Origin of the sequence: Sphingomonas sp. Leaf5 (genome assembly GCF_001421155.1) — a bacterium.
GTDB lineage: Bacteria > Pseudomonadota > Alphaproteobacteria > Sphingomonadales > Sphingomonadaceae > Sphingomonas.
In genome coordinates this window covers 169,228-190,861 of sequence record NZ_LMJZ01000024.1, presented here as the reverse complement: position 1 = coordinate 190,861, position 21,634 = coordinate 169,228, and the positions used below count along the sequence as shown (strand labels likewise).

Sequence of the window (21,634 nt, the reverse complement as noted above, 5' to 3'; positions counted from 1 at the left end):
CCATCCTGCGCAACGGGGTGGTAAGGTCGGACGAAGCAAGCTCGGGCGGCGGTGACGCGTGACGAAGACGATCCCGCTGCATTCGCACAGCTTGACCGGGAGGCGTACGCGACCGACGTAGTCAAGATGACCGACGCACGCGCCACGACGCTGGACCTTCTCGCGCGGCGCGCGGCAGGCGCGACGATCTGCCCGAGCGAGGTGGCACGTGCGCTGTCACCGGAGGACTGGCGCAGTATGATGCCGTCGGTCCACGCGGCGGTTGACGGGCTGGTCCGCGACCGATCGGTGCGGCTGAGCTGGAAGGGGAAGCCGTTGGCGACGCGATCGGGACCGTACCGGATCGGCCGTTCGGGCGACGATTGAGGCCTGCCCTCTCCCGCACCGGTCGGCGATACGCTACCCTGCGGACATGGCGAAAAAGAAACGCTACCTGACCGCGACGATGGCCGACGGCTATGTGAAGACGATCGGCCCGACCGCCGCGCCGTTCACGCATTACTGGCGGATCGTCGCGCACCTGCACGACGGCAAGACCGAAGTTTTCTGGGGACACGCCACCTCCGTCCGGGAAGCGGCGAGCAAGGAGGCGCTGACCGAACAGGCCGCGCGGCGGCACGGCTGGAAGGGCTTCGATTTCGAGATTGCCGAGCTAACCGAACATTGATGCGGTGCGTTCGGCAGGTGGCCGTTCGCGATCGCCGGTCGCATCGCGCGGCGAGCGGCGCTACAGCGGAACGATCCCGGGCAGATTGCCTGCCGACGCGCCTTGAAGGATGTCGATCATCTTCCTCGTCTTCCTGATACCGGCGATCTACGTCGCGTCCCGCACCCTGTGGCCATTGGCGCTGCCGCTGTGGAGCAAGGTCGTCGTGGCGCTGCTCCTGCTCGTCATATCGCAATATCACCTGTGGAGCAGGCTGTCCTCGGGTTCGGTATTCGCCCCCGAATTCCCGCGCCCGGTTGTGATCCTTTTCAACTGGGCGTTCGGGGCGCTGGTGCTGCTGTGGCTGGTTCAGATCGTGCTCGATCTCGGTCTGCTGACGACGGCGGCCGTCCGGTGGCAAAGCGTGGGCTTGCCGGATGCCGCGCGATATGGCGCGATCGGTCTGGCGTCGGTGGCCAGCGCGATCGCGGTCGCCAATGCGGTCCGGGTCCCGCCGATCCGCGACGTCGCGGTGGAGGTCGCGGGCCTGCCGCCGCAGTTCGAGGGGTATCGTATCCTCCAACTGACCGATCTTCACATCAGCAAACTGTTTCCCGGAGCTTGGGCCAGCGCCGTCGTGGCCCGCGCCAACGCGGCGGGCAGCGACGTGATCGTCGTTACCGGCGATTTCATCGATGGCTCGGTCGACATGCGCCGCAAGGATGTGGAGCCGCTTCGCGCGCTTCGGGCTCCCGACGGCATCTGGGCGATCCCGGGCAATCACGAATATTTCTTCGACTATGCGGCATGGATGCGACACCTGACCGCGCTCGGCTTCCGGATGCTGCCCAATGCCCATATGGTCATCCGGCGCGGCAGTGCTGAACTGGTCGTCGCCGGCGTGACCGATCTATCCGCCCCGAGCGTGAGTGAGGCAGGCCCGGACCTCGGGCTGGCGCTGCGCGGCGCACCGACCGATGCGCCGATCGTCCTGCTCGATCATCAACCGCGGCAAGCGCCGGACGCCGCCGCGAGGGGCGTGTCGCTGCAACTGTCCGGCCACACCCATGGCGGCATGATGATGGGTCTGGATCGGCTCGTCGCCCGCGCCAACGGGGGTTTCGTCGCGGGACGCTATCGGGTCGGCGACATGACCCTGTACGTCAGCAACGGCACGGGGCTGTGGCCGGGGTTCGCGCTTCGCCTTGGCGTGCCATCGGAGATGACCCGCTTCACCTTGCGCGCAAAGCCGTAACGGATGGCTGCGGTCACCGGATTGGCGATAGCGCCCAACAGCGACCATCGTCCCCGCATGACCATCTCGCTGGCCGATGCGCGACGCATGGCGCTCACGGCCCAAGGGTTCGGCCGGCCACAGCCCGTACCGAGGACGGCGGCGCACCTTCGCAAGGTTGCCGATCGCATCGGCCTGTTCCAGATCGACAGCGTCAACGTCCTCGCCCGCGCGCAGTATTTGCCGGCTTTCTCACGGCTCGGCGGCTATGACCGATCGCTGCTCGAACAGGCCGCCTGGGGTCCGAAGCGGCAACGCCGGTTCTTCGAATATTGGGCGCATGAGGCGTCGTTGTTGCCGCTCGACCTGCATCCGCTCCTGCGGTGGCGGATGGCGCGCGCCGAGCGGGGCGAGATCGGCTATCGGGCACTTCGCCGCTTCGCGACCGAACGCCGTGGCGAGGCGGACGCGGTGCTGGCCCGCATCGCAGCAGAGGGGCCGCTGACCGCCGCCGACTTCGAGAACGGTTCGAGCCGCAGCGGCTGGTGGGAATGGAGCGACACGAAACATGCCCTCGAATGGCTGTTCTGGTCGGGCCGGATCACGACCACGACACGGCGGGGCAGCTTCGCGCGGGTGTACGACCTGCCCGAAAAGGTCCTGCCGCCCGCCATTCTCGCCATGCCGACGCCGACCGTCGCCGAGGCGCAGCGCGCGCTGATCGAGCGTAGCGCGCGGGCGCTCGGCATCGCGACCGCGGCCGACCTGCGCGACTATTACCGGCTGAAGCCCGGTGAGGCGGATCATGCCATCGCCGATCTGGCGGAGGACGGCGTGCTGGTCCCCGTCCGTGTCGAGGGCTGGAGCCAGAAGGCGTGGTGCCATCGCGACGCTTCGCCACCGCGGCGGGTGCGCGGGGCGGCGTTGCTGGCACCCTTCGATCCGCTGATCTGGGAGCGTAGCCGCACCGAACGCCTGTTCGGTTTCCGCTACCGCATCGAGATCTATATGCCGCAGGACCGGCGAACGCACGGCTATTACGTACTGCCCTTCCTGCTGGACGAGGCGCTGGTCGCGCGGGTCGACCTGAAGGCGGACCGGCAAGCAGGTGTGTTGCTAGCGCACCGCATCACGCTCGAACCGGGTGCGCCAGACGATACCTTGCCCCGCTTGCAAGTCGAACTGGAGCGGATGGCGATATGGCTCAGCCTGTCGACGGTGCGCGTCGGCGAGGTCGTCCGCTCCGGTTGAACCGCACAGTTTGCGGTTCGGCAATCCCACGCCATCGCCGCCGATATATATAACGGCTCCCGATCAACGGGTTGGCGACGCGAAATCAGCAGATTTGATAAAGTGGTCGGGGAGACAGGATTCGAACCTGCGACATCCTGCTCCCAAAGCAGGCGCGCTACCAGACTGCGCCACTCCCCGACGGAGGGTTGCGCCTAGGCCGGTATCGGCCGCGACGCAAGCAGGCATTTGGTGGGCCCGGCAGGACTCGAACCCGCAACCTAGCCGTTATGAGCGGCCAGCTCTAACCATTGAGCTACAGGCCCCACCTGCGGGCGCAGCGATAGCGTCGCCGCCCACGCCTGCGCAAGGGCGTTGATGCCCCTGCCCTTTATGCGGAGTCGCGTTCGACCAGAACCGGCTGCATCATGACCGACGGTGCATCCTCACCGGCGATGCGGCGGAACAGCGCCGACACCATCGCATCGGCACCGCGGGCGATGTCCTGTCGCACCGTCGTGATGCGCGGCATCGCGCTGAGCGCCAGTGGCAGGTCGTCATAGCCGACGACCGGCATGTCGTCGGGCACGCGGATGCCGCGATCGGCCAGCACCCGCAGCGTCGTCAGCGCGATCACGTCCGAAGCTGCCGCGATACCGTCGATCTCGCCACCGACGCGGTCGAGATGCGCGGTCACTTCCTGCACCATGATGTCGGAGGCGAGATGGGTGTCGAGCTGGATCGGCGGATGGTCGATCCCCGCCGCCGCCGTGGCGGATGCAACCCCTTCGTAACGCTGGCGGATTTCCGGGGCGCGCAGTTCGCCGAGAAAGGCGATGCGCCGCGCGCCGCGCGCGATCAGGCGCTCGCCGGCCAATCGGCCGCCGGCGATGTTGTCGGTCCCGACCGCACAATGCACCTGCCCCGGCAGACCGCTGCTGCCCCACGCGACGAGCGGGCGATAGCGGCGGGCGACGCGTTCGATCGTATCGACCTGATCCGACTGGCCGATCAGCAGGACGCCGTCCATCATCCCCGAATCGACGATCCGTTCCAGCCAGTCGGTCGCGTCGGGAATGATCCGCGACAGCATCAGGTCATAGCCGTCCTCGGTCAGCCGGTCGGCCAGAAAGCCCAGCATCGTCATAAAGAACGGATCTGACAAATGCTGTCGCCGTTCATGACCGAGCGGCACGACCACGCCGATCACCCCGGTACGCTGGGTCCGCAACCGGCTGGCCATTTGGTTGGGTCGAAAGCTGTGTTCGGTGGCGAGCGCCTGTATCCGGTCCCGTGTTTCCGCATTCACCAGCGACTTGCCGGCCAGCGCGCGCGACACGGTGCCCGGCGACACCCCGGCCAGTCGCGCCAGATCGGCAATGGTTCGCACCCGCGCCTTGTGTGAATCTTGCTCCATGCCGCTGCTTGTACGAACAAAAACTCGCGATCCGCCAGCAAAATATCTGCCCGTATTCCAATGTTGCAAACGATTGCGAAAGACGATAGCGGATTGGGTACGGCCAGTTTACTTGCGATATCGGGCATGGGTGCGGCACAACGCCGGCCGACTTGGGGGAGAAGATCGAATGCATTCCGACACGATCGTGGCCGGCGTGGAACTGGGCGGCACCAAATCGATCGCGGTGGTCGGGCGGGGGCGCGAGATCATCGACCGGTTCCGGGTGCCGACGACCACCCCCGACGAAACGCTGGGCGCGATCGCGGCGAAACTGGCGCAGTGGCGGCAGGAACATCGCCCCGCCGCGATCGGCATTGCCAGTTTCGGGCCGATATCGGTCGCCGATGGCATCATGCTGCCGACCCCGAAACCCCATTGGGCGGGTGCCGACATCGTCGTCCCGCTGGCGCAGGGGTTCGATAAGGTCGCGTTCCATACCGACGTTACCGGCGCGGCGCTCGGCGAAGGCGCGTTCGGGGCTGGGGTCGGCCTGTCCGACTTCCTGTACGTCACGGTCGGTACGGGCGTCGGCATGGGGATCATCGCCGGCGGCCGGCCGGTCACCGGCATGATGCATCCCGAAGCGGGACATATCCGCGTTCGCCGTCGCGCGGGCGATTCGTTTGCCGGTGCCTGCCCGTTCCATGGCGACTGCCTGGAAGGACTGGTCAGCGGGCCGGCGATCGCGGCGCGTACCGGGGGATCGGCGCATCTGCTGTCGGCCGACGATCCAGCATGGCGCGACATCGCCGATGCATTGGGCGAGGCGTTCGCGACGCTGTTCCTGACCCTCTCCCCTGCCCGGATCATCGTCGGCGGCGGGGTCGGGCTGGGCCAGCCGCAAGTGCTGCCGATGGTGCGCGAGCGGGTCGTTGCCGCGCTGGGCGGCTATCTGGGCTTCGTCGATGCCGGATCGATCGATGCGCGGATCGTCCCGGCGGCGCTGGGCGAAGAGGCCGGTCCGCTGGGTACGCTGGTCATGGCGCAAGACGCGCTGGCGTAACGTCGCGCGCTGATCCACAGTTCGGGCGATGAACGACAGCACCGAAGAACCGTCCGGCGCCTCGCGCGGCACGCAGACGCTGATGCGCGGCCTCGATCTGGTCGAGGCACTGCGCGACGAGCCGCTGCGCGTCGCCGAACTGGCACGCACGCTGGGTCTGAGCCGGACGACGACGCACCGGCTGGCGGCGGCGCTGGTCGAGCGCGGCTATGTCGCGCAGGCCGAGCGCGGCTTGCTGACGCTGGGGCCGACGCTGCTGCAACTGGGGTTCACCGCGCATCGGCGCATCGACCTGGTCCGCGTGGCGCGGTCGCGCATGGAGGCGCTGTCGGCCGACACCGGGCTATGCGTCTTTCTGGGGCGGCGCGATGGCGATCATTCGCTTCACCTCGACCGGGCGGCGGGACGACAGCGGCTGGAAGTATCGACCCGCCCCGGCGACCGGCGGCCGGTGGCAAAAACCGGGCTGGGCAAGGCATTGCTGTTCGACGAGCGCGACGACGGCCTTGCCCGGCTGTACCGCGCGACCGGTGCCGACGATGGAGCGAAGATCGACCAGTGGGTCGCCGACATGCGTGCCGATATCGCGCGCGGCCATGTGATCCACGACAGCGTCGGCAATGACGGCATCCGATCGATCGCCGCGCCGATCCGCGACGTGTCCGGGGAAATCGTCGCGGCGATCGGCATCGCCACCGCCGCGCAATATCTGACCCCGGACAAGGTCGCGGCGATCGGCCCGCAGGTCGCAGCGACCGCGCGGGCGATCAGCCGCGATCTGGGCTATGCCGACCCCGATCCTTCGGTACCGGCGGCTTTATTTTCCTTGCCGCCTTCCCTGCCGTGATAGTCCTTCAGGCTCTGTCCGCCATCGAACCGTCCGGCATTGCTGTCGTCATGCGGGTTGGGATAGGCACCGCCGCCTGACTGACCGCCGCCGGGTGGGGTGTTGACGCCGTCGGGCTTCGCGGTGTCGCTGCTGCTGCCCACCGCCTGATTGGGTTGTTTGTCGTCGGCCATCGCGTGCTTCTCCTTCTGCGGGAAGGGGTTAACGCGTCGGTGGGCGATGTGGGTGCGCTTTAAAAGCCCTCTCCCCGCTTGCGGGGGAGAGGGTTGGGAGAGGGGCAGTCATGAGCCCTGTCGCTGATTGCGCCCCCTCTCCCCGGCCCTCTCCCCTGGCAGGGCACCCACGAAAGTAATACTTTCGTGGGACCCGGATGGGGAGAGGGAGCAGGGTTATGCGACCACGAAACTTCCATTCACGCCTTCCGCCTCGGCGGACGGCGCTACCCAGAGGCGGAAGCTGCCCGGTTCGACGACCGGCTTGTTGTGAACGCCGATGAACCGCAGATCATTTGCCCGCAGGGTGAATTCGACGACCTTCGATTCCCCCGGTGCCAACGCCACGCGCTGAAACGCCTTCAGTTCGCGCACCGGCCGGGTGATGCTGGCGGCGACGTCGTGGATATAGAGCTGCACCACTTCGGTCGCCGCCCGGGTTCCGCTATTCGTGAGCCGCGCCCGAACCTTGAGCGCGCCGTCGCTGTTCAGCCGCCCATCGCCAAGGTCGAGATCGCTATACGCGATCCGGCCATAGGTCAGCCCGTGCCCGAACGGGAAGCGCGCCGCATTCGGCCCCTCCCGGTACCGCGCCTTGTAGTCGGCGAGTGGCCCCGGCGGATTGGGGCGACCGGTGGCCTTGTGGGCATAATAATAGGGCTGCTGCCCGGTCGCATAGGGGAAGCTGACCGGCAGGCGCGCCGACGGACCGACATCGCCGAACAGGATGTCGGCGGTCGCCGGGCCGCTTTCCGATCCGAGGAACCACGTCACCAAAATGGCTCGCGCGTCGAGGACCGGCTTGTCGAGCACCATCGCCCGGCCGTTGCGCAGCAGGAGGACGGTCGGCTTGCCGGTCGCCAGCACCGCCTCCGCCAGATTGAGTTGCGCCTTGGGGATGCCGATATCGACGCGCGACTGCGCCTCGCCCGACATGCGTTGCGATTCACCGATTGCGAGCAGGACGATATCGGCCTGTGACGCCGCGATCACCGCTGCCTCGATCCCGCCGGGGATCGGATCGGTGATGCCCGATCCGTCGACGGCAGTGACCAGTTTGGGATCGGTGACAGCGGCGCGGACGCCGGTCAGCAGGTCGACCGCCTCCGCATCCGAACCATAGACGTTCCACGTTCCGATCAACTCGCGCTGCCCCTGCACGAACGGTCCGATCAGCGCGATGCGTTTGCCCGATTTGGGCAGCGGTAGCAGGTCGCCGTCATTCTTGAGCATGACGATCGACCGCGCCCCCGCCTCGCGCGCCAGCTTCAGATGGGCGGCCGTGCGCACGCGCTGCTTTTCGCGGCGCGGATCGATACGGCGGAACGGATTGTCGAACAGGCCGAGCTGTACCTTCAGCGCGAGTACGCGGCGGACCGCCTGATCGAGCCGCTCCATCGGGACCTCCCCCTTCGCGACCAGATCGGGGAGATGTTTGAGATAGAAACCCGACTGCATCGACATGTCGACACCGGCGAGGAAGGCGAGCTTCGTCGCTTCGCGGGCATCGGCGGCGAAGCCGTGCGCGATCAGTTCCTCGTCGCCGGTATAGTCGGACACGACCAGCCCGCCGAACCCCCATTCCTTGCGCAGGATCGTGTCGAGTAGCCACGGATTGGCGGTCGCCGGCACCCCCGACAATTCGTTGAACGACGCCATCGTCGTCGGTGCCCCGGCGGCGAACGCCGTCTGGAACGGGGGAAAATAGGTTTCGCGCAGCGTCCGTTCGGACACGTCGACGCTGTTATAGTCGAGCCCCGCCTCGCCCGCGCCATACGCGGCGAAATGCTTGGCGCAGGCCGCGACCGCATCGTCGGCCATCAGGCCGCGCCGGCCCTGGAACCCGCGCACCCGCGCATCGGCCATGGTCTTGCCGAGCAACAGGTCCTCCCCTGCCCCCTCGATCCCCCGGCCCCAGCGCTGGTCGCGGGCGATGTCGACCATCGGCGCGAAGGTCCAGTCGATGCCGGCCGCCGACGCCTCAACGGCCGCCGCGCGCGCGGTCCGTTCGGCCAGATCGGCGTCGAACGTCCCCGCCTCAGCCAGCGGCATCGGAAAGACGGTGCGGAACCCGTGGATGATGTCGGCGGCGAACAGCAACGGCACCTTCAGCCGCTGTTCCTTCATCGCGACGGTCTGCATCCGGCGCGCCATGTCGGCACCGTTGCCGTTGAACACGCCGGTCAGCCGCCCGGCACGGACCTGCGCCAGTTGTTCGTCGAACGTCGCCGTCGCACCGATCGGATTGAGCGCGTTCGCCGCACCGCCCGCCCATGCCGCCGCCATCAGCGTCAGCTGTCCGGCTTTCTCCTCGACGGTCATCTGCCCGATGAGCGTTTCGACCGATGCCGGCAGCCGATCGCCCGCCTGTGCCAGCAAGGCGCGCGCCGGAGAGGCGCTCCATGCGGCGATCGCACCGGCACCCATCATGATGGCCCGTCGCGAAATGCGAATGTCTTCCATGCGATCCCCTCTGTGTCGTTGGCGCAACGAAACCAGCGCGCTTGTGTTTCGAATCTGTAGTTGAAGCGCGTTTTAAGATCATGTAACCGGTTACATCAAGAGCGATCGGCCGCAAGCCGACGGATTCGTCGCGACGGGCGCGACGATATGGGAGTGGAACGGAACCAGCATGGCGAACGCCACCATCCGCGATGTGGCTCGCGCGGCGGACGTGTCCGTCGCTTCGGTGTCGCGTGTGCTGAACGGCCATGACAATGTCCGCGCCGAACTGCGCGAACGGGTCGAGGTGGCGGCGGCCAGGCTCGGCTATGTGCCGCACGCCGGTGCGCGCTCGCTCAGCCTCGCCCGGTCGAATGCGATCGGCGTCGTCCTGCCCGACCTGCACGGCGAATTCTTTTCCGAACTGCTGCGCGGCATGGACCGCGAGGCGTCGGCGCGCGGCCTGCAACTGCTGCTGTCGAACATGCATGCCGAACCGGCGCGCGGCGTGGAGGCGCTGCGGACGATGCGCGGGCGGGTCGACGGCATGGTGGTGATGGCCCCGCACATCGACCCCGATCAACTGTTCGCGCATCTGCCCACCGGGGTGCCGGTGGTGCTGGTCAACTGTGCGCCGCATCACCAGCCGCGCCCCGAACTGCGCATCGACAATGCGCGCGGCGCGCGGGCGATGGTCGATCATCTGGTCGCGACCGGGCGACGCCGCATCCTCCATCTCGCCGGTCCGATCGGCAATATCGATGCGGAGGAACGGGTCGGCGGCTACCGCGACGGCATCGCCGCTGCCGGGCTGCAACCCATGATCGAACGCGGAACCTTTCTCGAAGAATCCGGCATTTCCTTTGCCGAAACGCTCGTTCGGGAGGGAAGCGACGTCGATGCGGTCTTCGCCGCGAACGACATGATGGCGATCGGCGTCCTGATGGGATTGCGACGCGCCGGGGTGGCGGTGCCCGACCGGGTCGCGGTCGCCGGGTTCGACGACGTACCGCTCGCCCGCCTGATCTCGCCATCGCTCACCACGCTGCGCATCGACATCGCCGACCTCGGCGCGCGCGCGATTGCCCGGCTGACCGACCGGATCGGTGGTTCCGACGACCGCAGCATCGAACTTCGTGCACCGACCCTGATCGTGCGCGAGACGACTTCACCAAGGGAAGACCCGGAAAACCGGGAAACAAGGGGAATTTACGCATGAGGAATACGATGTTACGCGCGGCACTTGCCGCTGCTACGACGCTGGCGACGGGTGCGGTTGTTGTGCCGATGGCACCCGCTTCGGCGCAAACCACGACGGCTTCGGTGCGCGGCACCGTCCGCGACGCCGCCGGTGCCGCCGTTGGCGGCGCGACCGTCGTCGCCACCTCGACCGGTACGAACCAGTCCTATCGTGCGACGACCGATACGACCGGTCGCTACACGCTCAACGGCATCCGTGCCGGTGGCTATTCGATCACGGTGACCGGTCCCGGTGGCGAAACCGCGACCAGCGAAGTCACTGTCGGCATCGCGCAGGCGGCAAGCCTCGACGTGACGCTGGGCGCGGCTGCCGCGCCGGGAACCCCCGACGAGACGGTCGCGGCCCCCGGCGACGATACGATCGTCGTGACCGGCCGCCGCCTGATCGAGAGCCGGACCAGCGAAATCGCGACCAACGTGACGCAGGAACAGCTCCGCACCCTGCCGCAGACCGATCGCAACTTCCTGTCGTTCGCCGCACTCGCTCCTGGCGTGCGCTACAATGACAGCGAAACCGACAAGGGCATTCAGGCAGGTGCGTCGACCGCGTCCCAGGTCAACGTGTTCATCGACGGCGTCAGTCTGAAGAACAAGCTGCGCGAAGGTGGCGTCGCCGGCCAGCAGAACAGCCGCGGCAACCCGTTCGGCCAGTTGGCGGTGCAGGAATTCCGCGTCCTGACCCAAAACTACAAGGCCGAGTATGAACAGGCCGGCTCGGCGATCATTACCGCTATCACCAAGTCGGGCACCAACGAATTTCATGGCGAGGCGTTCGGTCAGTATACCGACCGCAGCCTGACGGAGCGCAACTTCTTCGATCGTCAGGCCGGTCGCGAAAAGCCCGAGTTCGAGCGCAAGCAATATGGCGTCTCGCTCGGCGGCCCGATCATCAAGGACAAGCTGTTCTTCTTCGGCACCTATGAAGGCAACGACCAGAACCGTGCCTTCATCGTCGATGCGACGACCAACGCCAACCCAGCAAACCTTGCCGCTTTCGAACGCGCGACCGGTCGGAGCGTCAGCGAATTCGAAGGTAATTTCGTCAGTCCGTTCCGCGCCGATTTCTATTTTGGGAAACTGACTTTCACGCCGGACGACCGCCAGACGTTCGACCTGTCGTACAGCCGGCGCGAAGAAACCGACATTCAAGGTTTTGGCGGCACGACCGCGTATGAGTTCGCCGAAAACAAGATCAATACGGTTGATACGTACCTGCTGAAATGGACCTATCGAGGCGATAACTTCATCAACGAAGTCAATCTGAACTACCTGAATTACGTGTTCAACCCGACATCGTTGAACCCGGGCAGCCCGAGTTTCAATTACGAAAACACGATCCTGTTCGGTGGTCGTGATTCGACCCGGCGTGAAGTGCAGCAGGGCTACACGTTGCGTGACGATATTACCTATACCGGTCTCGACGACCACGCGATCAAGGTCGGCGCACGGGTCGAGATTACCGATATCGAGTTCTCGAACCTGGCGTTCCTGCAACCCGGTTTCGTCTTCCGGCTGGATACACAGAACAACACCGACTTCACGTTCCCCGCAGAGGCCCGACTGGGGTTGGGCAACGGGACCGTTCGCGGCTCAAATACACAGATCGGCCTGTACGCGCAGGACGATTGGGACGTTACCGATCGGCTGCAACTTAACGTCGGGGTGCGTTGGGACTATGAAACCAACGGTAGTAACAACGACTACGTAACGCCGGCCAACGCAGCCGCCGCTCTGCGCGCTTTGCCCACTACAAGCTACTTCAACCCGGAAAATTACATCAGCACCGGCAACAACCGCAAGCCGTTCGCAGGGGCAATCGCGCCGCGCTTCGGCTTCTCCTACGACATTTTCGACAACGCCAGCACGGTCATCTTCGGTGGGTTCGGCCGCTATTACGATCGTAACAATTTTAGCAACACAGTCGACGAACTGTCGCGGACGATCAACCCGGTCGGCGTGTTCCGTTTCTCGCGCGACGGCCAGCCGCGCAACGGACTGCCGACCGTGGCGTGGAACCCGTCCTACCTGACCCGAGAAGGCCTGCTCGCCCTCCGCGCGAACTCGACCAGCGGCCTGCCCGAACTGTTTGCGGTTCAGAACAATACGAAGCCGCCGGTGAACGACCAGGTCAGCCTCGGCATCCGCCAACAGGTCGGCCCGTGGCAGTTCTCTGCGACCGGTTCGTACCAGCGGGGCCGCAACGGCTACACCAACCTGTTCGCCACCCGTAACAACGGCGGGCTCGGCGGGTGCTGCAATACGGCACCGGTTGTCCCATTCGGTTATTCGAACGCCCTGATCGGGTTCGACGGCCTCGATACCCGGTACAAGGCGCTCTATTTCACGGCAGACAAACCATACACGGAAGTATCGGGCTGGGGCGTGAACGTTGCTTATACGCTGTCGAAGGGTGAGAAGAACGGCGGCGACCTATTCAGTCTCGATGAAGTGACGCCGGACGATTACGGTTGGCGTCCGCGCGATGGCGACGAACGGCATCGGGTCGTCGTATCGGGCATCGTTGATCTACCGCTCGGCTTCCAGTTCTCGACGCTCAGCACCTTCGGGTCGGGCCAGGCCTATCAGGTCGTCGACTTCACCAACGGTGCCGATCCGGGTCAGCGGCGCTTCCTCGCTGCATATCCCGAAAAGAACTGCATCAAGGGCGTCTTTGCCTTCTGCGAAGTCAACCTGACGCTGGCCAACAAGCTGAAAATCCTCGGCGGCCAGACCGAGATCGCGGTCGATCTGCTCAACGCCTTCAACAACAATAACTTCTCCAGCTTCGATGGTGCGTTCAACAATCAGATCGATCCGGAGACGGGTCAGCCACGGGATGCATTCATTCCCGGTCGGATCGGCAGCAACCTGCTGACCCTGCCGCGGCGCATCCAGTTCCGCGTCGGCTACCGCTTCTAACCCTCCCTCCCCTGCCGGGACAGGCGTTACGCCTGTCCCGGCATTTCCGTATTCCGCAAGGGGCTTGCCTGTGATCGATCGCCGCCATTTCCTTGCCGCCAGCACCGCCGCGCTCGTCGCCGGGTGCACTGCACGGACCGGGATCGGCTCCGGGACCGCGCCCGACCTGATCTCGGACGTGCAACAGCGCGCGTTCCGGTTTTTCTGGGAAACCACCGACGCGGAAACCGGCCTTGCGCCGGATCGCTGGCCTACCCCCAGCTTCGCGTCGATCGCGGCGATCGGGTTTGCGCTGACGGCCTATGGCGTCGGCGAAAAACATGGCTGGATCACCCGCGAACAACATCGCGCCCGCACGCTCGCCACGCTCGAATTCCTTGCCGCTGCGCCGCAGGGCGATGGCGAAACCGGGTTCAGCGGGTATAAGGGCTTTTTCTACCACTTCCTCGGCGTGACGAAGGGACTGCGGTTCGCCCGTTGCGAACTGTCGACGATCGACACGTCGCTGCTGCTGGGCGGCGTTCTGTTCGCGCAAAGCTGGTTCGATCGCGCCGACCCGCAGGAAGCGCGCATCCGCGATCTGGCCGAGCGGCTCTATCGCGCGGTCGAATGGGACTGGATCATGCCGCGTGCGCCCTTCGTCTCGATGGGCTGGCATCCCGAAAACGGCTTCATCCGGTCCGACTGGGATAGCTATAACGAAGGCATGATCCTGTACGTGCTGGCATTGGCCAGCCCGACGCATCCGCTGCCGCCCGCGACCTGGGGCGCACTGACGCAGAAATTCGAGAGAAGCTGGGGCAATCGCTGGGGCGAGCCGCATCTGCAGTTCGCGCCGATGTTCGGTCACCAGTACAGCCATGTCTGGGTCGATTTCCGCGGCATCCGCGACCGCTATATCGCGTCCAAGGGCATCGATTATTTCGAGAACAGCCGTCGCGCGACCCATGCACAGCGCGCCTATGCCAAGGAGAATCCGGGCGGCAAGGCCGGATATGGCGACGATTGCTGGGGGCTGACCGCTTGTGACGGTCCTGGCGACTTCACCGTGACCATCGACGGCCGCGAGCGCGAGTTCTTCAGCTATTCGGCACGTGGCCCGGGCGAACGCGACGACGGCACACTGGCCCCGACGGCGGCGCTGGGATCGATCGCCTTCGCCCCCGACATCGTCACGCCGATGATCGGCAAGATGCATGCACGCTATGGTGCCGGCATCTATGACAAATACGGCTTTCTCGACGCGTTCAATCCGACGCTGACCCGCACCGACGAACCGCTGAAACACGGCAAGATCGTACCCGGCATCGGCTGGGTCGATGGCGATTATCTGGGCATCGATCAGGGACCGATCGTGCTGATGATCGAAAATCAGCGCAGCGGCATGATCTGGGAGGTGATGCGGCGCAATCCGCATATCCGGCGCGGGCTGGAACGGGCCGGCTTCACCGGCGGCTGGCTGGCCTGAGCACCACGCTGCGGGCGGCAGTTTGGGTGCGCCCGGTGGCAGCGTCAATCCGGGCGAAGGGCGACCGGGTGTTGCCACGATCGATGGCAATCCGGCGTGGATCGCCGTGGCCGGTCCGCCCATCCCGGCGCGCACCGGACCGATCCGGATCGTGATGGAACGCAACCGCCAACATGTCGTTTCGTATCCGTGTCGGATATTGCGACGCGGGGCGAAGGGGGATTATGCGGGGCGTAAAGGCCAGTGGCGGGATAACCGCGCTGCTCGTTCTGGGGGGCTGTAATCGACATCAATCGGCGCTGACGGTCTTTGGCGAAGAGGCGGCGACCGTCCGTCACCTGACCATCGTGATGCTGATCGGCGCGATCGTGATCGCCTGCGGCGTCGCCGCGCTGATGATCGCCGCCGTCCGCGCGCCGGAGGGTCGACTGACCTTGTCGGGCGGCATGCGCCTGATCGGCTGGGTCGGTGGCGTGGTGCCGGTGGTCGTGCTGCTCGGACTGCTGCTCTACAGCCTGCCCGCGATGCGCCCGTTGCCGGTGGCGCAGAACGATCTGCGCATCGCCGTCAAGGGCGAGCAATTCTGGTGGCGCGTCCGGTATCAGCCGCCGGGTGCAGCGCCGGTCGTCACCGCCAACGAAATCCGGGTGCCGGTCGGCCGCACCGTACAGTTCGACCTGACCGCCGGCGACGTGATCCACAGCTTCTGGATCCCGGGCCTTGCGGGCAAGATGGACATGATCCCCGGTCGGACCAACCGGCTGATCGTCCGCGCGACGAAGCCCGGGACGTTCCGCGGCGTCTGCACCGAATTTTGCGGCCTCAGCCACGCGCTGATGGCGTTCGATGTCGTGGCGATGGAGCCGGCCGCGTTCGACGCATGGCTGGCGAACGAGCGTCGCCCTGCCACCCCCGCCGCCGGTACCGCCGCGGGCGCACGGGCCTTTGCCGCCAATGGCTGTGCCGGTTGCCATGCCATTGCCGGAACCGACGCCGCCGGCGAGATCGGGCCCGACCTGACCCATCTCGGCAGTCGCAGTTCGCTGGGTGCCGGGACGCAACCGATGAGCCGCGCCGCGCTGGTCCGCTTCATCACGGATGCGCCGGCGGTCAAACCCGGTGCGCGCATGCCCGCCTATCCGCAAATGCCGCGCCACGATGCGCCGGCGATCGCCGCCTATCTGGAAAGCCTGAAATGAGCCTGCACGCGCAAGACGATCCCGCGCTCCGCGCCGCGCAGGAGGAACGCCTTCGCAAGGTTTGGGCACCACCGCAGGGTATTTTCCTGCGCTGGACCGACTGCAACAACAACCGGGTCGGTGTGTGGTACACGCTGACCGCGTTCGCCTTCATGCTGTTCGCGGGTGTGCTGGCGCTCATCATGCGCACGCAGCTGGCGGTACCCGACAACGACCTCGTCTCGGCGAATACCTTCAACCAGCTGTTCACGTTGCACGGCTCGATGATGATGTTCCTGTTCGCCGTGCCGATGTTCGAAGCGGTATCGATCATCCTGTTGCCGCAGCTGCTGGGCGCACGCGACCTGCCGTTCCCGCGCCTGTCCGCCTTCGGCTATTGGTCGTTCCTGCTGGGCGGGGTGTTCGTCGGGGGATCGATCTTCTTCAACGCCGCGCCCGATGGCGGCTGGTTCATGTATCCGCCGCTCACCACCCGCACCGACCTGTCGGGGCTGGGTGCGGACATCTGGATGCTGGGGCTGTCCTTTATCGAGGTGTCGTCGGTGGCGGCGGCAGTCGAGCTGATCGTCGGCGTGCTGAAATGCCGGCCGCCGGGGATGCGGCTGAACCTGATGCCGCTTTATGCGTGGTACATCCTCGTCGTCGCGGTCATGATCCTGTTCGCGTTCCCGCCGCTGATCGCGGGCGACGTGCTGTTCGAAATGGAGCGGTTGCTCAACTGGCCGTTCTTCGACGCGGCGCGCGGTGGCGATCCGCTCTTGTGGCAGCACCTGTTCTGGATCTTCGGTCATCCGGAGGTCTACATCGTCTTCCTGCCGTCGATCGCGCTGTTCGCGATGATGATCCCGACCTTCGCGCAGCGGCATCTGTTGGGCTATCCGTGGATCGTACTGGCGGCGGTCGGTACCGCATTCCTGTCGTTCGGGCTGTGGGTCCACCACATGTTCGCGACCGGCCTGCCCAAGATCAGCCTCGCCTTCTTCTCGGCGGCGTCGGAGGCGGTGGCGATTCCGACCGGTATCCAGATCTTTGCGTTCATCGCGACGCTGTGGGCCGGCAAGGTGAAATGGTCGACGCCGCTGCTCTATGCGACCGGCAGCCTCGCCATCTTCGTCATCGGTGGCCTGACCGGGGTGATGGTCGCGGTCGCGCCGTTCGACTGGCAGGCGCACGACACCTATTTCGTGGTGGCGCACCTGCATTACGTGCTGATCGGCGGCACGTTGCTGCCGTTGTTCGGCGGTCTATATTATTACTGGCCGCTGATTACCGGCAAGAAACTGTCGGACCGGTTGGGGCGCACCGCCTTCTGGACACTATTCGTCGGTGCGAACCTGACCTTCTTCCCGATGCATTTCAGCGGCCTGTACGGCATGCCGCGCCGGGTCTTCACCTATCCGAGCGAACTCGGCATCGATTATCTCAACCTTGCCTCGACGATGGGGGCGTATCTGTTCGCGACCGGTACCGCGATCATCTGCTTCGATCTCGCCCGCTCGCCATGGCGGCAAAAGGCGCAGCGCAATCCGTGGAATGCCGGCACGCTCGAATGGCTGGCCCATCCGGATGACGAGGATTGGGGCATCCGTTCGGTGCCGCTGATCGAAAGCCGCTACCCGATCTGGGACCAGAAGGATTTCGTGAAGAAGGTCGACGAGGGCCGCTTCTTCCTGCCCGATGCCGAGGAGGGGCGGCGCGAGACGATCGTCACCACCGTGCTCGACGCGCGCCCGCTCTACGTCGTGCGCCTCGGCACGCCCAGCTGGGTGCCGATGCTGACCGCGATCGCGCTGGGCAGCGTGTTCATCCTGACCACCTATCACCTCTATTGGTGGTCGCTGGCCGGCGCGGTCGCGACGCTCGGCTTCGTGCTCTACTGGCTGTGGACCGGTACCGCCGAGATTCCGGAAAAGCCGTCCAAGCCGATCGGTCATGGCATCGAATTGCCGCTTTACGTCTCCGGCTCGGCCGCGCCGGGATGGTGGGCGATGTTCATCACGATGATGGCCGATGCGACCGCGTTTTCGGGGCTGGTCTTCGGCTATTATTTCTTCTGGACGGTGCATCCCGAATTCCCGCCATCGGGACCGGGCATGGATGGCCCCGGCACTTTCTGGCCGATGGTCGCGCTGGGCGTCGCGGCGATCAGCTGGATCGCGACCGTCGCCGCGCGCGGGACCAACCGGCGCGGCAGTGTCGGCACGGCGCGACTGTTGCTGGTCGTCGGCATCGCCGCCAGCCTTGCAGGTATCTGGGCGGGGTTGCAGGGGCCGCTGACCACCGGGCTCGATCCCGAACTGCACAGCTATCCCGCGATCGTGTGGGTGCTGGTGATCTGGACCACTGCCCATGCCGGGATCGGCGCGATCATGCAGGGCTATACGCTGGCGCGCAGCATCGCCGGGCGGATGACGCCCAGTCATGACGCGGATCTCAGGAACATCACCGTCTATCAGCATTTCATGGCACTGACCGCCATCGTCACCTACGCGACGATCGGCCTGTTCCCGGGGGTCGCATGAAACGTGGGCTGCACGGCATGGTCACCCGGCTGAAGGTGACGCTCTGGACGCTGATCGTGCCGCCGACCGTCTGGGCGGTGCATTTTCTGTTTTCGTACCTGTGGGCGGCGATCCACTGTGCGAAGGTCGGCGGATTTCCGCGGCTACCGATCCTCTATACGGTAGGAACCGTCATTGCCCTGCTGCTGATCGCCGCCGCCGGCATCGTCGCGCATATCCAGTCGCGCGTGCCCGGCGACACTCCGCCGCATGAGGAAAGCACCGACACCGACCGTGTCCGGTTCCTCGCCTTCTCGACGGTATTGCTCGCCGCGTTGAGCTTCGTCGGTGTCATCTTCACCGCCGCACCGGTCGTCTTCCTGACGGACTGCCGATGAAGCGCGTCAGCCTGATCGCCGGATTGGTCCTGTTGCCGCTCGGCTGGCTGGCGGCGGCACAGGCGGGCATGGTCGGGCATATGGCCGGACACATGATCGCGGTCGCGGTGGCCGCACCGCTGGTCGCGTTCGGGCTGACCGACAGCGCCTGTGACCCGGCCCGTCGCTGGCCGCGCGTCGTCACTCCGCTCGCCATGTCGCTGGTCGAGCTAGCAACGGTATGGGGCTGGCACCTGCCCGCGCTGCGGATGCTGGCCGACAGCAACATGGCGGCGATGATCGTCGAACAGGCGATGTTCCTTGCCGCCGGCTGGCTGCTCTGGGCCGCCGTGCTCGGCACCGGGCCCGATCGCCGCTCGGCGGGCGTCGGCGCGCTGCTGCTCACCTCGATGCACATGACCCTGCTCGGCGCGCTGATCGGCCTTGCCCCCCGCCCGCTTTATCCGGCGATGGCGCATGGAATGCACGACGCGCTTGCCGACCAGCAACTCGGCGGGGTCGTGATGCTGCTGGTCGGCGCGGCCAGCTATTTCCTCGGCGGCCTTGCGCTGCTCGCCACGTTATTGCGCCAACCGGAGCCGCAGCCATGACCATCCGCCTGACGTGGAAGCGCGTCATCGTCACGCTGCTCGGGCTGTTCGCGCTGGGCATGGCCTTTGCTTGGTCCGGGTTGTTCAACGTCGCCGCATCGTCGGGGCATTGGGCGATCAGCGACTGGTTCCTGCACTGGGTGATGCGCAATTCGGTGCAGACCCATGCCGCCTTTTCCACACCCAAAGATGCGAAGGACGATAGCGGCCTCGTCAGCGCGGCAGGCTATTATGCCGCGTCCTGCGCCTCGTGCCACGGCGCGCCGGGCGTGCGCCCACTGCCGTTGATGCAGAAGGCGACGCCGCCTGCCCCCGACCTGTCGAAAAACGCGACGGAGTGGACCGACCGCCAGCTGTTCTGGATCCTCGAACACGGCGTGAAGTTCAGCGGGATGCCCGCCTGGGCCGCCAAGGACCGGCCCGACGAAGTGAAGCGCATGGTCGCGTTCGTCCGCCTGCTGCCGACGATGACGCCGCAGCAATATCGTGTGCTGGCAGGCAGCAATGCGCAGGGCTTCGGTGCCGCCAATGGCCGGTTCGACAGCTGCGCCGGTTGCCATGGCAGCGACGGGCTCGGCCAAGGTCAGCGCGACATTCCGATCCTCGCCGGACAGGACCCGGCCTATCTTGCCGCCGCCCTCGAAGCCTACGCCACCGGCACCCGCCAGAGCGCGGTCATGGCCAATGCCGCCGCACAGCTGACCCCGGAAGAACGCGTCGCCCTCGCCCGGCGGTTCGCGGCGATGCCCGGCATCGTGCCGGGTCGCGCCGGCAATGGCGACGCGGCGGCGCGCCAGATCGTCGAGCGCGGCCTGCCCGACAAGCAGCTTCCCGCCTGTCGCAGCTGCCATGACGCCGCCGGAGCCAAGCGCTTCCCGGTGATCGATGGCCAGCGCGCCGTCTATATCGCCGGGAGGCTCCGCCATTGGCGCGGCGAAAAGGAGGTGGTCGATGCGCGCAAGGATCAGGCGACGATGCCGGTCATCGCCCGTCGCATCCCGGAGGACATGATCGAACCGGTCGCGCGCTACCTCGCCGGCGAATGATGGCGGGCGGCCATTGCCTGCGCCGCCGGCCGCGATAGGGTGCGGCCGATGGCGCCCCTGTTCGAGCTCGACCCGCAAACGCTGCTGCGCGCCTATGCCAGCGGCATCTTTCCGATGGCCGACGATCGCGATGCGCCCGGCATCTACTGGGTCGAACCCAAGCTGCGCGGCATATTGCCGCTGGACGGATTTCACCTGTCGCGCTCGCTGCGCAAGCTGATCGCGTCGGACCGCTACCGGGTCACCGCCGATCAGGCGTTCGAGGATATCATCCGACTGTGCGCCGAAAGCGCGTCCGACCGGCCGGAGACGTGGATCAACGGTACGATCGAACAGGCCTTCAACCGGTTGCACGAAATGGGACTGGCCCATTCGGTCGAGGTCTGGGACGGTTCGCGTCTGGTCGGCGGCCTATATGGCCTCGCGCTGGGGCAGGCGTTTTTCGGCGAATCGATGGTCAGCCGCGCGCCCAGCGCATCGAAGGTCGCGCTGGGGTGGCTGGTCGCACGACTGCGGGTCGGCGGCTTCCGGTTGCTCGACTGCCAGTTCCTGACCGATCACCTCGCGACAATGGGCGTGGTCGAGGTGCCCAAAAAGACCTATTCGGTGCTGTTGGCGGGTGCGCTGGGGCTGGGTTCGGCAGGCGCTTCCGGGCTGGCCTCGGCCGCGTTCGACGCACTCGATCGACGCACGGCTGGGCCCGGCGATGCGGCCCCCGCCCCGGCCGATACCGTGTCCGGCCCCCTGTCGGGGAAGGACATCGTGCAGCTCTTGGGCCACACGTCGTAGATCGGGTGGAGCACGACGTTCAGCGCCGGACGCTCCTTGAACAACCACCCCGAAAACGGTCGCCGCCATTTCGAATCCGCGCCCCGGACGTCCATCTGCACAAACGCGCCGGTATACTGCTCCTGCTCCCACGGCGCGGTGCGTTCGCAGGCGCGCAAGCGCACGATCACGTCACCGACCCGCGTCGCCTGACCGGGCTTGAGCGTCAGGTCGCGGGTTTCGCCGTTGCGCTTGTTGAGCAGGCCGACCACCGCGACCCGCTCGGCCATCGGCGTCGCCCCGGCCAGCAGGCTGCTGTCCAGCCCGGCATCGACGCTCACCACCTCGGGAGCGTTGGGATTGGGACGCACCGATTCGGGCACAGCGACCTCGGCGGTGGCCGGCGCGGTCG

The 21,634-nt window shown here is 66.2% G+C and carries 18 protein-coding genes, 2 tRNA genes and 1 pseudogene; 15 read left to right on the top strand and 6 right to left on the bottom strand.

The genetic code is table 11. The annotated features are described in order from the left end of the window. Window positions 1–126: 126 nt before the first annotated feature. The 4 genes from ASE50_RS17115 (at window position 127) to ASE50_RS17100 (ending at window position 3,131) form a co-directional block, all read left to right on the top strand. Complete coding sequence (locus ASE50_RS17115; protein ID WP_056403514.1) at window positions 127–366, top strand: DUF3253 domain-containing protein; 240 nt, start codon at window positions 127–129, stop codon at window positions 364–366. Window positions 367–412: 46 nt separating this feature from the next. Next, window positions 413–667 carry a hypothetical protein gene (locus tag ASE50_RS17110; RefSeq protein ID WP_056403418.1) on the top strand — a complete coding sequence of 85 codons (255 nt, stop codon included), beginning with the start codon at window positions 413–415 and terminating at the stop codon, window positions 665–667. A 109-nt stretch (window positions 668–776) separates the two neighbouring features. After that, window positions 777–1,901 carry a metallophosphoesterase gene (locus ASE50_RS17105; RefSeq protein ID WP_056403415.1) on the top strand — a complete coding sequence of 375 codons (1,125 nt, stop codon included), beginning with the start codon at window positions 777–779 and terminating at the stop codon, window positions 1,899–1,901. A gap of 57 nt (window positions 1,902–1,958) precedes the next feature. Continuing rightward, complete coding sequence (locus tag ASE50_RS17100) at window positions 1,959–3,131, top strand: winged helix-turn-helix domain-containing protein (RefSeq protein WP_056403412.1); 1,173 nt, start codon at window positions 1,959–1,961, stop codon at window positions 3,129–3,131. A 103-nt stretch (window positions 3,132–3,234) separates the two neighbouring features. Here the strand turns inward: ASE50_RS17100 and ASE50_RS17095 are convergent. From ASE50_RS17095 to ASE50_RS17085, 3 genes are all read right to left on the bottom strand, one after another. Beyond that, window positions 3,235–3,311 (bottom strand) — tRNA-Pro (locus ASE50_RS17095). A gap of 49 nt (window positions 3,312–3,360) precedes the next feature. Continuing rightward, window positions 3,361–3,436 (bottom strand) — tRNA-Ile (locus tag ASE50_RS17090). Between the two features lie 65 nt (window positions 3,437–3,501). Then, window positions 3,502–4,527: a LacI family DNA-binding transcriptional regulator gene (locus ASE50_RS17085; RefSeq protein ID WP_056403409.1), complete on the bottom strand. Its 1,026-nt coding sequence runs from the start codon at window positions 4,525–4,527 to the stop codon at window positions 3,502–3,504. Window positions 4,528–4,696: 169 nt separating this feature from the next. On the opposite strand from ASE50_RS17085, the gene ASE50_RS17080 reads away from it, so the two are divergent. Together ASE50_RS17080 and ASE50_RS17075 are read left to right on the top strand one after the other, a co-directional pair. After that, window positions 4,697–5,572, top strand: coding sequence for an ROK family protein (locus ASE50_RS17080; RefSeq protein WP_082439093.1), 876 nt, complete (start codon window positions 4,697–4,699; stop codon window positions 5,570–5,572). A 28-nt stretch (window positions 5,573–5,600) separates the two neighbouring features. Further along, entirely contained in the window at window positions 5,601–6,419 is an 819-nt protein-coding gene (locus tag ASE50_RS17075) for an IclR family transcriptional regulator (RefSeq protein WP_056403406.1), read from the top strand. On the opposite strand, the gene ASE50_RS17070 is transcribed toward ASE50_RS17075, so the two are convergent. Continuing rightward, a complete protein-coding gene (locus ASE50_RS17070; RefSeq protein ID WP_056403403.1) occupies window positions 6,356–6,592 on the bottom strand; it encodes a hypothetical protein in 237 nt (78 codons plus the stop codon). The genes ASE50_RS17075 and ASE50_RS17070 overlap by 64 nt on opposite strands. Window positions 6,593–6,808: 216 nt before the next feature. Further along, window positions 6,809–9,094 (bottom strand): glycoside hydrolase family 3 N-terminal domain-containing protein, encoded by a 2,286-nt coding sequence (locus tag ASE50_RS17065; RefSeq protein ID WP_056403400.1) that lies wholly within the window; start codon window positions 9,092–9,094, stop codon window positions 6,809–6,811. 169 nt (window positions 9,095–9,263) lie between these two features. On the opposite strand from ASE50_RS17065, the gene ASE50_RS17060 reads away from it, so the two are divergent. From ASE50_RS17060 to aat, 9 genes are all read left to right on the top strand, one after another. After that, window positions 9,264–10,292 carry a LacI family DNA-binding transcriptional regulator gene (locus ASE50_RS17060; protein ID WP_056403397.1) on the top strand — a complete coding sequence of 343 codons (1,029 nt, stop codon included), beginning with the start codon at window positions 9,264–9,266 and terminating at the stop codon, window positions 10,290–10,292. Then, window positions 10,289–13,252, top strand: a complete 2,964-nt coding sequence (locus ASE50_RS17055; RefSeq protein ID WP_055995185.1) for a TonB-dependent receptor domain-containing protein — start codon at window positions 10,289–10,291, stop codon at window positions 13,250–13,252. The genes ASE50_RS17060 and ASE50_RS17055 overlap by 4 nt, the downstream gene beginning before the upstream one ends. Before the next feature lie 70 nt (window positions 13,253–13,322). Then, entirely contained in the window at window positions 13,323–14,720 is a 1,398-nt protein-coding gene (locus ASE50_RS17050; protein WP_056403395.1) for a glucoamylase family protein, read from the top strand. 224 nt (window positions 14,721–14,944) lie between these two features. Beyond that, entirely contained in the window at window positions 14,945–15,919 is a 975-nt protein-coding gene (coxB, locus tag ASE50_RS17045) for a cytochrome c oxidase subunit II (protein ID WP_056403392.1), read from the top strand. Further along, window positions 15,916–18,441, top strand: a complete 2,526-nt coding sequence (gene ctaD, locus ASE50_RS17040) for a cytochrome c oxidase subunit I (RefSeq protein WP_056403389.1) — start codon at window positions 15,916–15,918, stop codon at window positions 18,439–18,441. Before coxB ends, ctaD begins: the two co-directional genes overlap by 4 nt. Next, window positions 18,438–18,818, top strand: a complete 381-nt coding sequence (locus tag ASE50_RS17035; RefSeq protein ID WP_056403386.1) for a hypothetical protein — start codon at window positions 18,438–18,440, stop codon at window positions 18,816–18,818. Before ctaD ends, ASE50_RS17035 begins: the two co-directional genes overlap by 4 nt. Further along, entirely contained in the window at window positions 18,815–19,408 is a 594-nt protein-coding gene (locus tag ASE50_RS17030) for a cytochrome c oxidase assembly protein (protein WP_056403383.1), read from the top strand. Before ASE50_RS17035 ends, ASE50_RS17030 begins: the two co-directional genes overlap by 4 nt. Then, complete coding sequence (locus tag ASE50_RS17025; RefSeq protein WP_056403380.1) at window positions 19,405–20,454, top strand: c-type cytochrome; 1,050 nt, start codon at window positions 19,405–19,407, stop codon at window positions 20,452–20,454. The genes ASE50_RS17030 and ASE50_RS17025 overlap by 4 nt, the downstream gene beginning before the upstream one ends. A gap of 48 nt (window positions 20,455–20,502) precedes the next feature. Next, window positions 20,503–21,243: a leucyl/phenylalanyl-tRNA--protein transferase gene (gene aat, locus ASE50_RS17020; RefSeq protein WP_056403377.1), complete on the top strand. Its 741-nt coding sequence runs from the start codon at window positions 20,503–20,505 to the stop codon at window positions 21,241–21,243. Between the two features lie 35 nt (window positions 21,244–21,278). On the opposite strand, the pseudogene ASE50_RS18900 reads toward aat, so the two are convergent. After that, a pseudogene (locus ASE50_RS18900) lies at window positions 21,279–21,512 on the bottom strand (DUF2155 domain-containing protein); the annotation flags it as partial. Window positions 21,513–21,634: the final 122 nt, after the last annotated feature.